General features: G+C 72.4%; 15 protein-coding genes. 10 read left to right on the top strand and 5 right to left on the bottom strand.

From position 1 onward, the window contains the following. Positions 1-127: 127 nt before the first annotated feature. A complete protein-coding gene (locus tag LZ604_RS09335; protein WP_234514083.1) occupies positions 128-574 on the top strand; it encodes a DUF2550 domain-containing protein in 447 nt (148 codons plus the stop codon). Positions 575-610: 36 nt separating this feature from the next. On the opposite strand, the gene LZ604_RS09330 is transcribed toward LZ604_RS09335, so the two are convergent. The 3 genes from LZ604_RS09330 to LZ604_RS09320 all read right to left on the bottom strand — a co-directional run bounded on the left by LZ604_RS09330 (position 611) and on the right by LZ604_RS09320 (position 4,400). Then, a complete protein-coding gene (locus LZ604_RS09330; RefSeq protein ID WP_234514082.1) occupies positions 611-2,449 on the bottom strand; it encodes a glycoside hydrolase family 18 chitinase in 1,839 nt (612 codons plus the stop codon). Between the two features lie 146 nt (positions 2,450-2,595). After that, on the bottom strand, positions 2,596-3,237 hold the full coding sequence (locus tag LZ604_RS09325; RefSeq protein WP_234514081.1) for a response regulator: 642 nt from the start codon (positions 3,235-3,237) through the stop codon (positions 2,596-2,598). Next, positions 3,234-4,400 carry a sensor histidine kinase gene (locus LZ604_RS09320; protein WP_234514080.1) on the bottom strand — a complete coding sequence of 389 codons (1,167 nt, stop codon included), beginning with the start codon at positions 4,398-4,400 and terminating at the stop codon, positions 3,234-3,236. Before LZ604_RS09320 ends, LZ604_RS09325 begins: the two co-directional genes overlap by 4 nt. Positions 4,401-4,552: 152 nt before the next feature. On the opposite strand from LZ604_RS09320, the gene LZ604_RS09315 reads away from it, so the two are divergent. The 5 genes from LZ604_RS09315 to LZ604_RS09295 all read left to right on the top strand — a co-directional run bounded on the left by LZ604_RS09315 (position 4,553) and on the right by LZ604_RS09295 (position 8,166). Continuing rightward, entirely contained in the window at positions 4,553-5,131 is a 579-nt protein-coding gene (locus LZ604_RS09315) for a hypothetical protein (protein WP_234514079.1), read from the top strand. Positions 5,132-5,149: 18 nt separating this feature from the next. Continuing rightward, a complete protein-coding gene (locus LZ604_RS09310; RefSeq protein ID WP_234514078.1) occupies positions 5,150-5,845 on the top strand; it encodes a response regulator transcription factor in 696 nt (231 codons plus the stop codon). 169 nt (positions 5,846-6,014) lie between these two features. Further along, the gene (locus tag LZ604_RS09305) at positions 6,015-7,478 is read left to right on the top strand and encodes a sensor histidine kinase (RefSeq protein WP_234514076.1); all 1,464 of its coding nucleotides are present in this window, start codon (positions 6,015-6,017) and stop codon (positions 7,476-7,478) included. Between the two features lie 50 nt (positions 7,479-7,528). Then, positions 7,529-7,930, top strand: a complete 402-nt coding sequence (locus tag LZ604_RS09300) for a hypothetical protein (RefSeq protein WP_234514074.1) — start codon at positions 7,529-7,531, stop codon at positions 7,928-7,930. A 14-nt stretch (positions 7,931-7,944) separates the two neighbouring features. Next, complete coding sequence (locus tag LZ604_RS09295; RefSeq protein ID WP_234514073.1) at positions 7,945-8,166, top strand: hypothetical protein; 222 nt, start codon at positions 7,945-7,947, stop codon at positions 8,164-8,166. 26 nt (positions 8,167-8,192) lie between these two features. Here LZ604_RS09295 and LZ604_RS09290 read toward each other — a convergent pair whose 3' ends face one another. Further along, on the bottom strand, positions 8,193-8,765 hold the full coding sequence (locus tag LZ604_RS09290) for a cob(I)yrinic acid a,c-diamide adenosyltransferase (RefSeq protein WP_234514072.1): 573 nt from the start codon (positions 8,763-8,765) through the stop codon (positions 8,193-8,195). 354 nt (positions 8,766-9,119) lie between these two features. On the opposite strand from LZ604_RS09290, the gene LZ604_RS09285 reads away from it, so the two are divergent. The 3 genes from LZ604_RS09285 to LZ604_RS09275 all read left to right on the top strand — a co-directional run bounded on the left by LZ604_RS09285 (position 9,120) and on the right by LZ604_RS09275 (position 13,269). After that, on the top strand, positions 9,120-9,968 hold the full coding sequence (locus LZ604_RS09285; RefSeq protein WP_234514071.1) for a 3-hydroxyacyl-CoA dehydrogenase family protein: 849 nt from the start codon (positions 9,120-9,122) through the stop codon (positions 9,966-9,968). 155 nt (positions 9,969-10,123) lie between these two features. Continuing rightward, positions 10,124-10,447 carry an STAS domain-containing protein gene (locus tag LZ604_RS09280; protein WP_234514070.1) on the top strand — a complete coding sequence of 108 codons (324 nt, stop codon included), beginning with the start codon at positions 10,124-10,126 and terminating at the stop codon, positions 10,445-10,447. 245 nt (positions 10,448-10,692) lie between these two features. Continuing rightward, positions 10,693-13,269, top strand: coding sequence for an ATP-binding protein (locus tag LZ604_RS09275; protein ID WP_234514069.1), 2,577 nt, complete (start codon positions 10,693-10,695; stop codon positions 13,267-13,269). Positions 13,270-13,342: 73 nt separating this feature from the next. On the opposite strand, the gene nucS is transcribed toward LZ604_RS09275, so the two are convergent. After that, positions 13,343-14,014 carry an endonuclease NucS gene (nucS, locus tag LZ604_RS09270; RefSeq protein ID WP_234514068.1) on the bottom strand — a complete coding sequence of 224 codons (672 nt, stop codon included), beginning with the start codon at positions 14,012-14,014 and terminating at the stop codon, positions 13,343-13,345. Between the two features lie 291 nt (positions 14,015-14,305). On the opposite strand from nucS, the gene LZ604_RS09265 reads away from it, so the two are divergent. Further along, positions 14,306-14,698: an SCO5389 family protein gene (locus LZ604_RS09265; protein ID WP_234514067.1), complete on the top strand. Its 393-nt coding sequence runs from the start codon at positions 14,306-14,308 to the stop codon at positions 14,696-14,698. Positions 14,699-14,773 lie beyond the last annotated feature (75 nt).

Raw genomic sequence — 14,773 nt, 5'->3', positions numbered from 1 at the left:
TGGGGGAGCCCGTGAAGACGTGACTCAGCCGCGGCTGGGACCGGAACCATCCGGTCTCGGCCGCGGCTGAGGCAAATCCGGGTGTTTTATCCGTTCCGTTACCTAGGAGACGAGGAGGTCGGTGTCGATGGTCCTCGCTCTGAGTGCGTGCGGATTGGTTGTGGCACTCGTGGTGGTGGGGCTGTTCGTCTTCGGCCTCAGACGCCGCCTCATCCAGCGTTCCGGCGGCACCTTCGACTGCAGTCTGCGGTGGGGCGTCCCGGAGGAACCCGACACCAGCGGCAAGGGCTGGGGCTACGGCATCGCCCGCTACAACGGCGACCGTGTCGAGTGGTTCCGTGTCTTCTCGTACGCGCCGCGCCCGCGCCGGGTGCTGGAGCGCTCGGCGATCGAGGTGGCGGGCCGGCGTGCTCCCGAGGGCGAGGAGGAGCTGGCGCTGCTCTCCGACGCGGTGATCCTCGCCTGCCACCACCGGGGCATCCGTCTGGAACTGGCGATGAGCGAAGACGCGCTGACCGGTTTCCTGGCGTGGCTGGAAGCCGCACCGCCAGGCCAACGAGTGAATGTGGCCTAGCCACATTCACTCGTCGGATGGGAGTGCGGGTGGAGGTTACGACAGGCCGTTGCTCAGGGCACTCACCAGTTCGCCGTTGCCGGTGTCACCGCTGAACTCCCAGAAGAAGGCGCCGCCCAGGCCCTGGCTCCTGGCCCACGCCATCTTGGTGCCGATGGTGGCCGGGGTGTCGTACGACCACCAGTTGCCGCCGCAGTGCGCGTACGCCGTGCCCGCGACGGTGCCGGTGGCGGGGCAGGAGGTCTTGAGCACCTTGTAGTCCTCGATGCCCTGCTCGTAGGTGCCGGCCGCCGGGCCGGTGGCCGTGCCGCCCGGGGCGTCCTGGGTGACGCCGGTCCAGCCGCGGCCGTAGAAGCCGATGCCGAGGAGCAGCTTGCTCGCGGGGACCCCGATCGCCTTGTACTTGGCGATCGCGTCGGCCGTGGTGAACCCGGCCTTGGGGATGCCGCTGTACGAGGTGAGCGGGGAGTGCGGGGCCGTGGGGCCCTGGGCGTCCCAGGCGCCGAAGAAGTCGTACGTCATCACGTTGTACCAGTTGACGTACGCCGAGGCGCCCGCGTAGTCGGCCGCCTCGATCTTGCCGCCGGAGGAGCCGTCGGCGGTGACGGCCGCGGTGACCAGGGCGGAGGAGCCGAACTTGGCGCGCAGCGCGGCCATCACGTTCCTGAAGGCCGCGGCCCCGCTGGTGTCGCAGGACAGACCGCAGGCGTTCGGGTACTCCCAGTCGATGTCGATGCCGTCGAAGACATCGGCCCAGCGGGAGTCCTTCACCAGGTCGTAGCAGGACTGGGCGAAGGCGGCCGGGTTCCTGGCCGCGTCCGCGAAGCCGCCGGACCAGGTCCAGCCGCCGAAGGACCACAGCACCTTGAGGTTCGGGTACTTCGCCTTCAGTTCGCGCAGCTGGTTGAAGTTGCCGCGCAGCGGCTGGTCCCAGGTGTCCGCGACGCCGCTGACGGACTGGTCGGCGGTGAACGCCTTGTCGTAGTCGGCGTAGGAGTCGCCGATCGCGCACTTGCCGCCGGTGACGTTGCCGAAGGCGTAGTTGATGTGCGTGATCTTCGCTGCGGACCCGGACGTCACCAGGTTCTTGACGTTGTAGTTGCGGCCGTAGATACCCCACTCGGTGAAGTAGCCGAGCTTGACCGCGGATCCGCCCGTCGGGGGCGGGTTGGTGCCGCCGCCGGTGGTGTGCACGGAGACCGCGCCGCTGACCGGGCCGGTCTGGTCGGCGGTGTCACGGGCCTGGACGGTGTACGCGTAGTCGGTGCCGGCGGTCAGGCCGGTGTCCGTGTACGAGGTCGTCGTCACGGTGGCGACCGCCCTGCCGTCGCGCAGGACGTCGTAGTTCTTGACGCCCTTGTCGTCCGTGGCCGCCGCCCACGACAGCTTCACCGAGGTGTCGGTGATGCCGGACGCCGTGGGAGTGCCCGGTGCGGAGGGCGGGTTGTCGCCGGGGACGGTCGGACCGCCGTCGCAGCCGCCGCCGTTCAGCTTGCAGTTGGCGGGGGCGCCGGAGCCCGTGCCGTTGAAGCCGAAGGAGACGGAGGCGCCCGGGGCGAGGGTGCCGTTGTAGGACTTGTTCCTGGCGGTCCAGTGGGTGCCGGAACTCGTGACGTCCGCGTCCCACGCGGAGGTCACGGAGGTGCCGGAGGGGAAGTCCCACTCGATCGTCCACGAGTTGATCGCGGTGGTCCCGGTGTTCTTGACGGTCCACTTGCCCTCGAAGCCGGTGCCCCAGTCCTGGGTCTTGGCGTACGTGGCGGTGGCCGACGAGGCGTCCCCTGCGGCCGGGGCGGGGCTTGCGAGGCCGACCAGTCCGGCCAGCGGGAGCAACAGGGTCGTGAAGCCTGCCGCGGCTCTGTGTCTGAAGCGCATGCTGCGCCTCCTCTTGTCGATGTGCGCCGTAGGGGCGCCACAGCCGGTGTCGTGGGCATGACTGAGCCTTCAGCCCACAGTGCGGCGAGAATAGAAAGGTCTGGACCATAGGTCAATAGGTCTGGACCAGTGCGCAAGGCGGGGTGCTAGATCCTCAACTCCTGCGCCAGCACCGCGGCTTGGACCCGGCTGCGCAGCCCCAGCTTTCCGAGGAGACGGCTCACGTGGGTCTTCACGGTGGCCTCCGCCATGTCCAGACGGGCGGCGATCTCCGCGTTGGACAACCCCTCACCGAGGCAGGACAGCACCTCCCGCTCCCGGCGGGTGAGGACGTCCAGAACCGCAGGGTCGGCCTCCGGCTCCCGTACCGGTCCCGCGGCGAACGCGGTGATCAGCCGCCGGGTCACGGCCGGCGCGATCAGTCCCTCCCCGCGCGCCACCGTACGGACCGCCTCCACCAGGTCCCCGGCCTCCGCGTGCTTCAGCAGAAACCCGGCTGCCCCGGCCCGCAGCGCCCCGAACACATACTCGTCGAGGTCGAAGGTGGTCAGCACGAGGACGTCGGCGAGCTGCTCCCCGACCACCTGCCGGGTCGCCGACACCCCGTCCAGGCGCGGCATCTGCACATCCATCAGGACCAGATCCGGCCGCAGCTCCCGGGCCAGCGCCACCGCCTCCTCGCCGTCCGCCGCCTCCCCGACCACCTCGATGCCGGGCGCAGCGCGCAGGATGAGGACGAGCCCGGCACGCACGGCGGACTGGTCCTCGGCGACGAGCACACGGATCATTCGGACTCTCCTCGGGTCAGGGGAAGCCGGGCGCGCACGGACCACAGGGTCCCGTCCGGACCGGCGTCGAACGTACCGCCGAGCAGCACGGCCCGCTCCCGCATCCCCACGAGCCCGGACCCGGAACCCGGGGCGCGCGGCCCGTCCGGACGGCCGTAGGGGCTGGTCACCCGCACGGACAGCACACCGTCGTGCCGGGTGAGGGACACCGTGACGCGGCCCGGGCGGGCGTGCTTGAGGGCGTTGGTCAAGGACTCCTGCACGATCCGGTACGCGGCCAGCTCCACCGGCGCGGGCACCTCCCCGCACCGCGCGTCGAGCGTGACGTCGAGTCCGTTGGTGCGCGCGTTCTCCACCACGGCGCCGAGCCCGTCGAGGGTGGGGGTCACGGCCGGTGTGCCGTCGTCCGCGCGCAGGATCCCGATCAGCCGCCGCATCTCGGCGAGACCCGCCACGCTGTTCTCCCGGATGACGCCCAGCGCGTCCCGGGAGGTGTCCGGGTCGCCGAGGGAAAGGGCCGCCGTGGAGTGAATGGCGATCGCGGACAGATGGTTGGCGACCATGTCGTGCAACTCCCGTGCCACCCGGGCCCGTTCGGCGGTGACCGCCTGGGCGCGGTCCGTCTCGGCAAGCAGGGCGGTCTGTTCTGCGCGCAGCCGGGCGGCCTCGGCCGCGTCGCGGTGGTCGCGCACCACCCAGCCGGTGGCGGCCGGCGCGAGGGCCACCACACCGACAGCGACGCCGATCAGCAGCCCCGCCGGGTCGCGCCACAGGGCGAGGGGCAGCACCCCGCCGATCACCGTGAGCAGCCCCGTGATCCAGGGCAGACGCCGGGCGGAGGCCGGGGTGCCGTACAGGACGGCCGCGTACATCAGGTCCGTGAACATCACGACGGTGGCCACATTGCCCCGGGTCACCGTGTCGGCGCACAGCGCGGCCGTGCCGATCAGCAGGGCGGCCTTCGGCCGGGTGCGGCGCAGCAGTTCGCAGCCGGCCGTGACGACGAGCGGCACCGGCAGCACCCACCACGCCGGCCACAGCACGACAGGGTCGTGTGCCCCGCGGGGGCTGAGCCCGAGGGCCCACAGCAGCAGTCCGCCGAGCAGCCCGCCCAGCGCGATGCGCAGGTCGTCACGGTGGGGACGGGGGAGTCGAGGGGCCATGACCCCATCCAACACGGCCCGCGGGCCGCCCGCGTGCGTCCCCGGAAGGGTCCCGGACTGCATCTTTCGATGTACCGCGAGCTCGTCACCGCCGACGACGCCGCGGGCGTCCCGCGGCGGAAGTCTGGTGGGACGAGCGAGGGGAGCGAACCGTGATCGTGGCACTGATCGTCGCCTGCGAGGCCGGCTTCTGGGTGCTGCTGGCGGCGGGCCTGGCCGTCCGTTACCTGCTGAAGCGGCGGCGCGCCGGTATGGCACTGCTGCTGTGCGAGCCACTGCTGGAGCTGGTGCTGTTCGCGGCGGCGGCGGTCGACCTGAAGAACGGTGCCACGCCGAGCTGGGAGCACGGGCTGGCGGCGCTCTACCTCGGCTTCACCGTCGCCTACGGGCCCTACCTGATCCGGTGGCTCGACGGTCACGCGGCCCATCGGCTGGCCGGGGGCCCGCCTCCGCCGAAACCGCCGCGGCACGGCCGGGCCCGCGCCCGGCACGAGGCGCGCCTGTGGCTGCGGGCGGTGCTCGGGGCGGCGGTGGCGCTCGTGCTGCTGGAACTCGCCATCCGGTACGTCGGTGACGACGGCGACGTCTCCGCGCTGCGCACCTTCCAGTGGGTGGCCGTGCGCACGGTCGGCGTCTACGGTCTGATCGCGCTGTCGTACCTGCTCTTTCCCAGGAAGGCCCCGGCCGCCGATGCCCACGAGCAGGGGGACCGTACGCTGACCGAACGGTAGCCGGAAGCGGGAGGGCGGATGAGCGAGGGCATACGGCCTGGCGCGGTGCTGGTCGTCGACGACGATCCGGCCATCCGCCGTTCACTGGAGCGCGGGCTGCGGCTCGGCGGCTTCCGTGTGCGCACCGCCGCAAGCGGCGCGGAGGCGCTGGCCGCGATCCGGGACACACCGCCCGACGTACTCGTCCTCGATGTGTCGATGCCCGGCATGAGCGGTATCGAGGTGTGCACACGGCTCCGGGGCGACGGCCGGGACCTGCCGGTCCTCATGCTCTCCGCGCTCGACGAGACGGCGGACCGGATCGCCGGGCTCCAGGCCGGCGGCGACGACTACCTCGTCAAACCCTTCGCCCTCCAGGAGCTGGTCCTGCGGTTGCACGCCCTGCTGCGCCGGCGGCCGCCGGTGGACCGGGACGTTCTGCGGGTGGCGGACCTGGTGATCGACCCTGCGGCCCGCACCGCCCACCGGGCGGGCCGGCGCCTCGAGCTGACCCGGCGCGAGTTCGAACTGCTGGAGGTGCTCGCCCGCAACGCCGGTCTGGTCCTCACCCGCGACCAGCTCCTGGACCGGGTGTGGGGCTACGACTTCGATGTGCGCACCGACGCCGTCGACACCTTCGTCAGCTATCTGCGGCGCAAGCTGGAGGCGGACGGCGGCAAGCGGCTGGTGCACACCGTGCGCGGGGTGGGCTTCGTCCTGCGGGGGGAGCCGTGACGGGCGCCGGGGCACGGGCGACGGGCTTTTGGGCCGGTCGGGTGGGTGCCGGGAGATGGGTCATGTGCCTTGGGGCCGGTCGGGTGGGTGCCGGGAGGCGGGTCATGTGCCTTGGGGCCGGTCGGGTGGGTGCCGGGCGGCGGGTCACGGGCCGGGCGGAGGAGTCGTCATGAGACTGTCCACACGCATCGGGCTGGCCGTGGGACTCACCGTCCCGCTGCTGGTGCTCGCCTCCGGCTGGCTGCTGCTGCGCCTGGTCGCCCAGGACCTGCGCCACGAGGAGGACGACCATCTGCGCGAGCGGGCCACCGCCGTGGCCCCGGACGCCCGCGCCCTGCTCCGCGCGGCCGCCGCCGGCCGGCCCAAGGCGGCCGACACCAGGGAACGGCAGCTGTACAGCGCCGCGCTCGACGTCGGCGTGCGCGTGGTCGGACCCACGGCGGCCTTCAGCGGCGGACCGCAGCCCGGCGCCTCGGTCACCCTGCCCGCGAGGGCCGCCGGACCGGTCACCGTGCGGGACGCCGGGCACAGCTGGCGGGCCCTGGCCGTGCCGGTCAGCGGCCCCCGAGCCACGGGCACCCTCTGGGTGTTCCGCCCCGACGCCGCCGACCGCACCCAACTCCGTCTGGTGCGACGACGGGTGGTCCTCACCGCCCTGCTCGCCGCCCCGATGTCCGGCCTGCTCGCCTGGGGCGTCGCCACCGGTGCCACCGGCCCGCTGCGCCGCCTCGGCCGTCGCACCGCGGGCCTCGACCCGCGGACCAGTGCCGCCCGGCTGCGCCACGAGCCGACCGGCGTGCGGGAGGTCGACGACCTCGCGGCCACCCTGCGGACGGTCCTCGCCCGCTACGACGAACAGGCCGCCCGCACCGCCGAGGCCCTGCAGACGGCCCGCTCCTTCTCCGCCGCGGCCTCGCACGAACTGCGCACCCCGCTCATGAGCATGGGCACCAACCTCGACATCCTCGCCGACCACCCCGCTCTGCCCGAGCCCGACCGCACGGAGGTCCTCGCCGATCTGCGCCGGGAGCACGCCCGCCTGCTCGGCCTGCTGGTGATGCTGCGCGAGCTGGGGCGCGGCGACCTGGTGGAGGCGGAGGCGTTCCGGACGGTGGACGTGGCGGAGGCCGCGGACGCGGCGGTCGCGGAGGCCCGCCGCCGCGATCCGCACGCCCGGATCACCCTGCGGGCGGAGCCCGGGCTCACCGTGCACGGCTGGGAACCCGGACTGCGGCTGGTGCTGGACAACCTGCTCCTCAACGCGCTTGCGCACGGCCGGGACCCGCAGGGGCGGGCGACCGTCGCGGTCGCTGTGGCGGGGACCGGCACCGAGGCCGTGATCACGGTGGACGACCGCGGTCCGGGCGTCCCGCCCGAGGCCCGCGGCCGGATCTTCGAACGGTTCCGACGGGGGCCGGACAGCGCCGGCACCGGTCTCGGCCTGACCCTGGTCGCCCAGCAGACGGCTCTGCACCGGGGGAGCGTCACGGTGACGGACGGCCCGGAGGGCGCCGGTGCGCGGTTCGAGGTGCGGCTGCCGCGGGCGGGCGGGGCCCTGCCCGAACGGCGGGACTGGCTGATCGCGGCGGCCGGGGCAAACCGGTCACAGAGTTCCCACAAAGACGGTTCCTAACCTCCGCGACGACGGACGGACTACGGGGCCGTCCGGGAACGGAGGCGAAGATGAACGCACGACGCAGCAGGCGCACCCTGCTCGCGGGGCTGGCCACGGCCGCGCTGCTGGTGAGCGGGACCGGCGCGGCGGCGGCCGCGGACTCGGCCGCTCCCACTCCGACCGGTGACGGGGCACGGGCACTGTGCAAGCGGGTGCCGAAGATCGACGCGCGGATCGAGCGGGCACTGGAGCGGCTCGACGGGGGCGCCGATGTCCGCGGGTCGGTCGCCCGGCTCCAGCAGCGCGTGGACAACGCGAAGAAGGCCGGCCACGGCGAGATCGCCACCTATCTCCAGCACCGGCTGGACTTCCGCAGGTCCCTGGTGCCGACGCTCCAGCAGCGGCAGAAGGATCTCGCCGGGGTCAAGAGCTGGTGCGCGGACCACGAGAACGGAAAGGCGGCGAGCTGATGCGGGGCCGGCGGATGCCGTGGGTCGCGGTCCCCGCGGTGGTCCTGCTCGTGGGCCTCGCCGCGGGCTGTGCCCGGGACCAGGGCACGGCCGCCCCGGCCGCCTCGTCCTCGACGCCCTCCGCTTCCGCGGGCGCGCGGCAGGACACGCAGCAGGACATGGAGAGGAAGGTGGCCGCCGCCGAATCCGCGCTCTCGGCGGCGGACCGGGACGCCGCACAGGACGGCGGCCGCTGAGGTGTGCGCTCGGTGGGGAGCGCCGGTCAGCGCTCCCCACCCGGGACCCACAGCACGTCCCCGGTCTCCTTGTTGGCGTACCGGGCCAGGATGAACAGCAGGTCCGACAGGCGGTTGAGATAGGTCGCGGTCAGCGGGTTCATGACCTCGGCGTGGGCCTCCAGCGCGGCCCAGGTGGAGCGCTCGGCGCGCCGTGCGACCGTGCACGCCTGGTGCAGCAGGGCCGCGCCCGGGGTGCCGCCGGGCAGGATGAAGGAACGCAGCTTCTCCAGCTCGGCGAGGAAGCGGTCGCAGTCCGCCTCCAGCCGGTCGACATAGAACTGCTCGACCCTCAGGGGCGGGAACTCCGGGTTCTCCGCGACCGGCGTCGACAGGTCCGCGCCCACGTCGAACAGGTCGTTCTGCACGCGGGTGAGGACCTTGACGACCTCCTCGGAGAGGTTTCCCAGGGCGATCGCGGTGCCGATCACCGCGTTCGCCTCGTTGGCGTCCGCGTAGGCGGCGATGCGCAGATCGGTCTTCGGCACCCGGCTCATGTCCCCGAGGTGCGTGGTGCCCTTGTCGCCGGTCCGCGTGTAGATGCGCGTCAGATTGACCATGCGACCAGCGTAGTTAGGCACCGGCCGTCCCGGACACCCGTGTGCCGGCCGTCACGGCCGGTGCGCGGGGCCGGGGCGGCTGTGACGCCGTACGGCAGCGGTGCGGCGGCCCACGACGGTGCAACGCAATCCGGACGAAGTGGTGTGTGGGGCGCTATCGCTTCTGGGCGACAGCGAACAGCCGTTGAGGCGGCGGGTGCTCAAGTACGCCGTCCGGGCGGCGGAATGAATCGTGCCGGTGTGAAGTCCGTCATGTGAGACGTGACGCGCGTTACTAACCGGTCACACAGCGCCTCTCGGACGCTAGGGTCCGGCCGAGAGGCCTATAGGCACAGCGTTCAGGGGAGTCGCACAGTGGCACGGAAGCTTGCCGTCATCGGAGCCGGACTCATGGGTTCCGGTATTGCCCAGGTATCGGCCCAGGCCGGTTGGGATGTCGTCCTGCGTGACGTCACGGACGAGGCGCTGACGCGTGGCACGGACGGCATCAAAGCCTCCTACGACAAGTTCGTGAGCAAGGGCCGGCTCGAGGCGCACGACGCGGAAGCGGCGCTCGCCCGTATCACGGCGACCACCGACCTGGACGCCGCCGCCGACGCGGACATCGTCGTCGAGGCGGTCTTCGAGAAGCTCGAGGTCAAGCACGAGATCTTCCGGACGCTCGACAAGATCGTCCGCGAGGACACCGTGCTGGCGTCCAACACCTCCGCCATCCCGATCACCAAGATCGCGGCGGCCACCGAGCACCCGGAGCGGGTCGTCGGTGTGCACTTCTTCTCCCCGGTGCCGATGATGCAGCTCGTCGAGCTGGTCCGCGGTTACAAGACCAGCGACCGGACGCTGGCCGCCGCGCGCGAGTTCGCCGAGTCCGTCGGCAAGACCTGCATCGTCGTCAACCGCGACGTCGCCGGCTTTGTGACGACCCGTCTCATCTCGGCCCTGGTCGTCGAGGCGACGAAGCTGTACGAGTCGGGCGTGGCCACCGCCGAGGACATCGACCTCGCCTGCAAGCTGGGCTTCGGCCACGCCATGGGACCGCTGGCCACGGCCGACCTCACCGGCGTCGACATCCTGCTGCACGCCACGAGCAACATCTACACGGAGTCCCAGGACGAGAAGTTCGCTCCGCCGGAGCTGATGCGCCGGATGGTTGACGCCGGTGACTTCGGCCGCAAGACCGGGCAGGGCTTCTACACGTACTGAAGACGCACCGAATCGCACGCACTCCTGAGTCCTCACCTCATCGGGTGAATTCGGTATCGGTTCGCTTACAGACGGCAACCTGACTGCGCTCAGCGCAGTCAGACGTTGCACAACAACAACACGGAGTACGGACGACGCACTCTCGGGGAGCGCATATGCACATCAGGGGCGACCACGCCGAGCTGGTCGTCGGGGGCCGCCTCGACGTCCGCAGCGCGGCGGACGCCCGTACGGTCCTGCACTCGGCCGTCGACGGCGGAGTCGGCGACCTGGTGCTCGACCTGTCCGAACTGGACTCCTGGGACGCCACCGGCCTCGGGGTGATCATGGGCGTCCATCGGCGGGCCGGGCGGTGCGGCCGGCGGCTGGTGCTGCGCGAGGTCCCGCCACAGATGCAGCGCCTGCTGGTGGCCACCCGGCTGCACCGGATCCTGGCCATCGAGGGCGGCATCGGCGTGGAGTCACTCCCCAGGGTGTGAGCGGGTGACGCGCGGCGTCTCGGCAGGGAACGCCGACGAAACGCGCGTGGCGCGCAATCCTCACGAGACTGTGATGTCTCGGACGGCGCGGTACCCCGACTTGTCAGAGATACTGTGCCAAGGTTTAGGGTTCGGCTGCCCGCCGCCCGCACCCCTCGCGCGGGCACCGGACCAGAAGCGACAGCGCAGTGTGCGGCAAGGCCGGGAGGGGCTCAGGCACACGACGCTTTTGGGGGCTTGGACCTATGGACCCGAACAACGCGGGACCCGAGGAGTACGGCCACGACGGCAGCCACGCCGCAGCGCGCCAGCGTCCGCCGCGGGACCCCATGACATCCGACTTCGGGCAGCCGGCACCGGCTCTGGCCCGCACCGTGCAGCTCGTGACGGCCGACTTCCTGGTCACCGTCAACCCCGTCGACGGCAGCGAGATAGAGGCGTGCACGCCCGGGCAGCGGCCCGAGCGGCCGGTGAAGCGCACCGCCGCCGAGCGGGCGGACAAGGCCCGCGCCGCGAAGCCGCCCGTGCCGGCCGGGCCCGGGCGCCCGCAGCAGCCCCTGCTGGAGCGCCAGGAGGATCGGGAGCGGCTGGTACGGCTCCTCGCCCGCGGCCGCTCGGTCCGGCTCACCGGCCCGTCCGGCTCCGGCCGCACCGCGCTCCTGGACATCGTCGCCGAGGACTGCGCGGACCTCGCCCCGGACGGCGTGATCCGCCTCTGCGGCTACCGGCGCACCACGAGCGATCTGCTGTACGACCTCTTCGCCGCCGTCTACGACGCGCCCCGGTTCCGCCCGGACCGGGAGGAACTGGCGCAGTACCTCCAGGAGATCGGGGCCGTCGTCGTCCTCGACGACCTGGAGTTCGGCGGCAGCGCGCTCGACGAACTGCTCGACGCGACGCCCGAGTGCGCCTTCCTGCTCTCCGCCACGCCCGACGTGCCCGCGCCCTCGGCCGACTCGCACGTCGAGGAGGTCTTCCTCGGCGGACTCGACCGCGCGGCCAGCCTGGAACTCCTCGAACGCGCCGTCGGCCGCGACCTCACCGAGGAGGAGGCGAACTGGGCGGGAGACCTGTGGTTCGAGTCCGAGGGCCTGCCGCTGCGCTTCATGCAGGCCGGGGCGCTGCTGCGGCAGCGGGACCGGCAGCGGGCGGAGGAGGACGCCGTCGACGAGTTCGGCGTCTTCCAGGACGCCCCCTCCGCCAAGGCCGCGTCCGAGCAGGCGGAAAGCCCCGTGCCACGCGACGCCGCGGACGGGCCCGAGGTGCCCCTGCCGTCGCTCGCCGAGGCCGCCGCGGCCGCCCCGCTGCTCGCCTCCCGGCTCAGCGTGTCGGCGCGCGAGACGCTCAAGTTCGCGGTCGCGCTGGGCGGCGAGGTGCCCCACCAGACGCATCTGCCGGCCCTCGTGGACGACACCCACGCGGACGCGGCGCTCGCCGAACTCGCCGACTGCGCGCTGGTCTCCCCGGTGGGTGCCCGCTACCGTCTCGCGGCCGGGGTGCCGGCCCAGCTGGAGGCGGCCGGGTACGCGACCGGGGCGCAGGAGTACGCGCTCAAGGCCGCCCAGCATTACTCCTGGTGGGCCGGACACCCCTCGGTCACCCCCGCGAGGGTCGTGGCCGAGGCGGATGCCGTGCTGGCCGCGCTGGCCGCCCTGGTGCCGGTCTCCCCCCGGCTCTCGAACGCGCCCGAGCAGGAAGGGTCCCCCTCGTCGCCCGGCGAGGACGAGGAGGGCAGCGTCGCCGTACGGCTGGCCCGGCAGGCCGCGCCCGCGTTCGCCGCGGGGCTCGACTGGGCGGCCTGGGAGCGGGCGCTGCGCTCCGGCGCGGAGGCCGCCCGGCTCGCCGGTGAGGTCGGCGAACAGGCCTACTTCCACCACGAGTTGGGCATACTCGCGCTCTGCGCGGGGCAGATCGACCGGGCTCGCGCCGAGCTGGAGGCATCCATCGGGCTGCGCGGCGCCCTCGCCGACAAGCGCGGCACGGTCGCCGGCCGGCGCGCCCTCGCCCTGGTCGGCGACCACGCGGGCACCACGCCGCTGGTGGTGCGCACCGTGGCGGGCGGGGAGGCGCCGGACGCGCGGCAGGAGGAACCGGCGTCCGCGTCGGGCGGCGTACCGGGCGGCTTCGGCCCGTCCGCGCCGACCGGCGACACGGCGACGCTGATCACGCACCAGGAGCGGGCGCCGAAGCCCGGCGGCGTTCGCGGTGTGGTGAAGGGCACACGGCGCAATCTGGTGGCCGCGGGCGCGGGAGCGGCCCTGGTCGCCGTGCTGGGCACCGTGGTGACGCTCGGCATGACCTCGAACAGCAACGGCAACGCCCCGTCCGACCAGGTCCGTGTGGGCCCCTCGGCGACCGAGGGCCCGAACGACGACGGCCTCGGCGCGGACAAGGCCGGCGGCGACTCGGACGGCGGTGGCGCCTCCGGCGGTGCCCCGACGCCGACGAACCCCGGCCCGGACGGCACGTACGGCACCTCCGACGATCCGACACCGCGGAGCACCGGTGGCGTGCCGGTCGACGAGCCGACGAGCAAGCGGCCGACGGTCCCGTCGCAGTCGCCGACGAGGCCGACGTCCCGGCCGCCGACGAGGCCGACGACGGGGCCGACGACGCCGACGACGAAGCCAGCGACACCGTCGGGCTCCCCGTCGCCGACGCCCACCACGCCGCCTACGTCGCCCCCCGCCACCACGCCGCCCGTCTCCAACTCGGCCAGCGGCCCGGCGTCCTCCAGCGCCCCGGCCTCGACGTCCGGTTCCGCGAGCGCGCCGCAGAGCAGTGGTTCGGGGACGCCGAGCGGCGAGCGCCTGGTGATCTGACGGCCCCAGTGGCGCAAGAGGGCCGGATCCGGAACCCCGGACCCGGCCCTCTCGGCGTCAGGCGACGCCGGAATCAGAACAGCCGCAGCTTGTCGTCCTCGATGCCCCGCAGAGCGTCGTAGTCCAGGACGGCGCAGCCGATGCCGCGGTCCGTGGCGAGCACGCGGGCCTGGGGCTTGATCTCCTGGGCCGCGAAGATCCCGCGGACCGGCGCGAGATGCGGGTCGCGGTTCAGAAGCTCCAGGTAGCGGGTGAGCTGCTCCACCCCGTCGATCTCGCCCCGCCGCTTGATCTCGACCGCCACGGTCCCGCCCTCGGCGTCCCGGCACAGGATGTCCACCGGGCCGATCGCCGTCATGTACTCGCGGCGGATGAGCGTGTAGCCCTCGCCGAGCGTCTCGATGCGATCGGCGAGCAGCTCCTGCAGGTGCGCTTCCACGCCGTCCTTGATCAGTCCGGGGTCCACGCCGAGTTCGTGCGAGGAGTCGTGGAGGATTTCCTCCATCGTGATGATCAGTTTTTCGCCCGTCTTGTTGATGACGGTCCAGACGCCCTCCTCGTCGCCCGTCCCCTCCTTCAGCGTGCAGGGCGGCGACATCCAGTTGAGGGGCTTGTAGGCCCGGTCGTCCGCGTGGATCGAGACGCTGCCGTCCGCTTTCACCAGGATCAGGCGGGGTGCGGAGGGGAGATGGGCGGTAAGGCGGCCCGCGTAGTCGACGGAGCACCGGGCAATGACGAGACGCATGGTCGGCAACGCTACTCGACCGCACCGTCCCGACGCGATTCGTCCTCCTGGGCCGCCCCGGGCGGCAGCCCTCCGGTGTCCTCCCTTTCACCCGGGATGCCCCCGTTCGCCAATGGCTGGTTGTGTGCCTAATGGGAGACGGCTCTGCGCGCATTCTCCTGGTGCCGTCACCGTCCGTTGCTTACCGTAGTAAACGGGAGGTCGCGTGGTGTGTACGCAGCGTGTTCGAGATAGCGAACTCCCGTCCCTGTCCGTCAACCCCTGTTGTCTCGGGGTGCGAGAGGAGTACCCATGTCGCTCGACGTCTCACCGGCCCTACTGGAAAAGGCCGAGCGAGGCGAGGTCGACGAAGCCGATTTCGTCGACTGCGTCCGGACCTCCCTGCCCTATGCGTGGGAGATGATCAGCTCCCTGGTGGCCCAGCTGAAGGTGGACGGCGGCGAGTTCGCCGACAACCAGACGCCCCCGCCGGACGAGCAGGCACGTGGACAGCTGCTGCGTGCGCTTGCGAGTGACGCGATACGCGGCGCCCTGCAGCGGCACTTCGGAGTGCGCCTGGCCTTCCAGAACTGCCATCGGGTGGCCGTGTTCCCGCTGGACTCCTCGGTGGACGACACATTGGCCCGCTTCACCTCGGTCCGCAATCAACTGCTCAACCAGTCGCCGGAACTGCGCGACTGCTGAGACACCCGAAGCCGTACGCTTGCCGCTCTGTACACGGGAGGTGCATCTGTACCGGAGCGGCAAGCTCCCGCCGGG

The sequence above is a fragment of the Streptomyces glomeratus genome (assembly GCF_021462825.1).
Lineage (GTDB): Bacteria > Actinomycetota > Actinomycetes > Streptomycetales > Streptomycetaceae > Streptomyces > Streptomyces glomeratus.
Note: the sequence above shows the minus strand (reverse complement) of the source record. Positions and strands in the feature narration are given on the sequence as shown.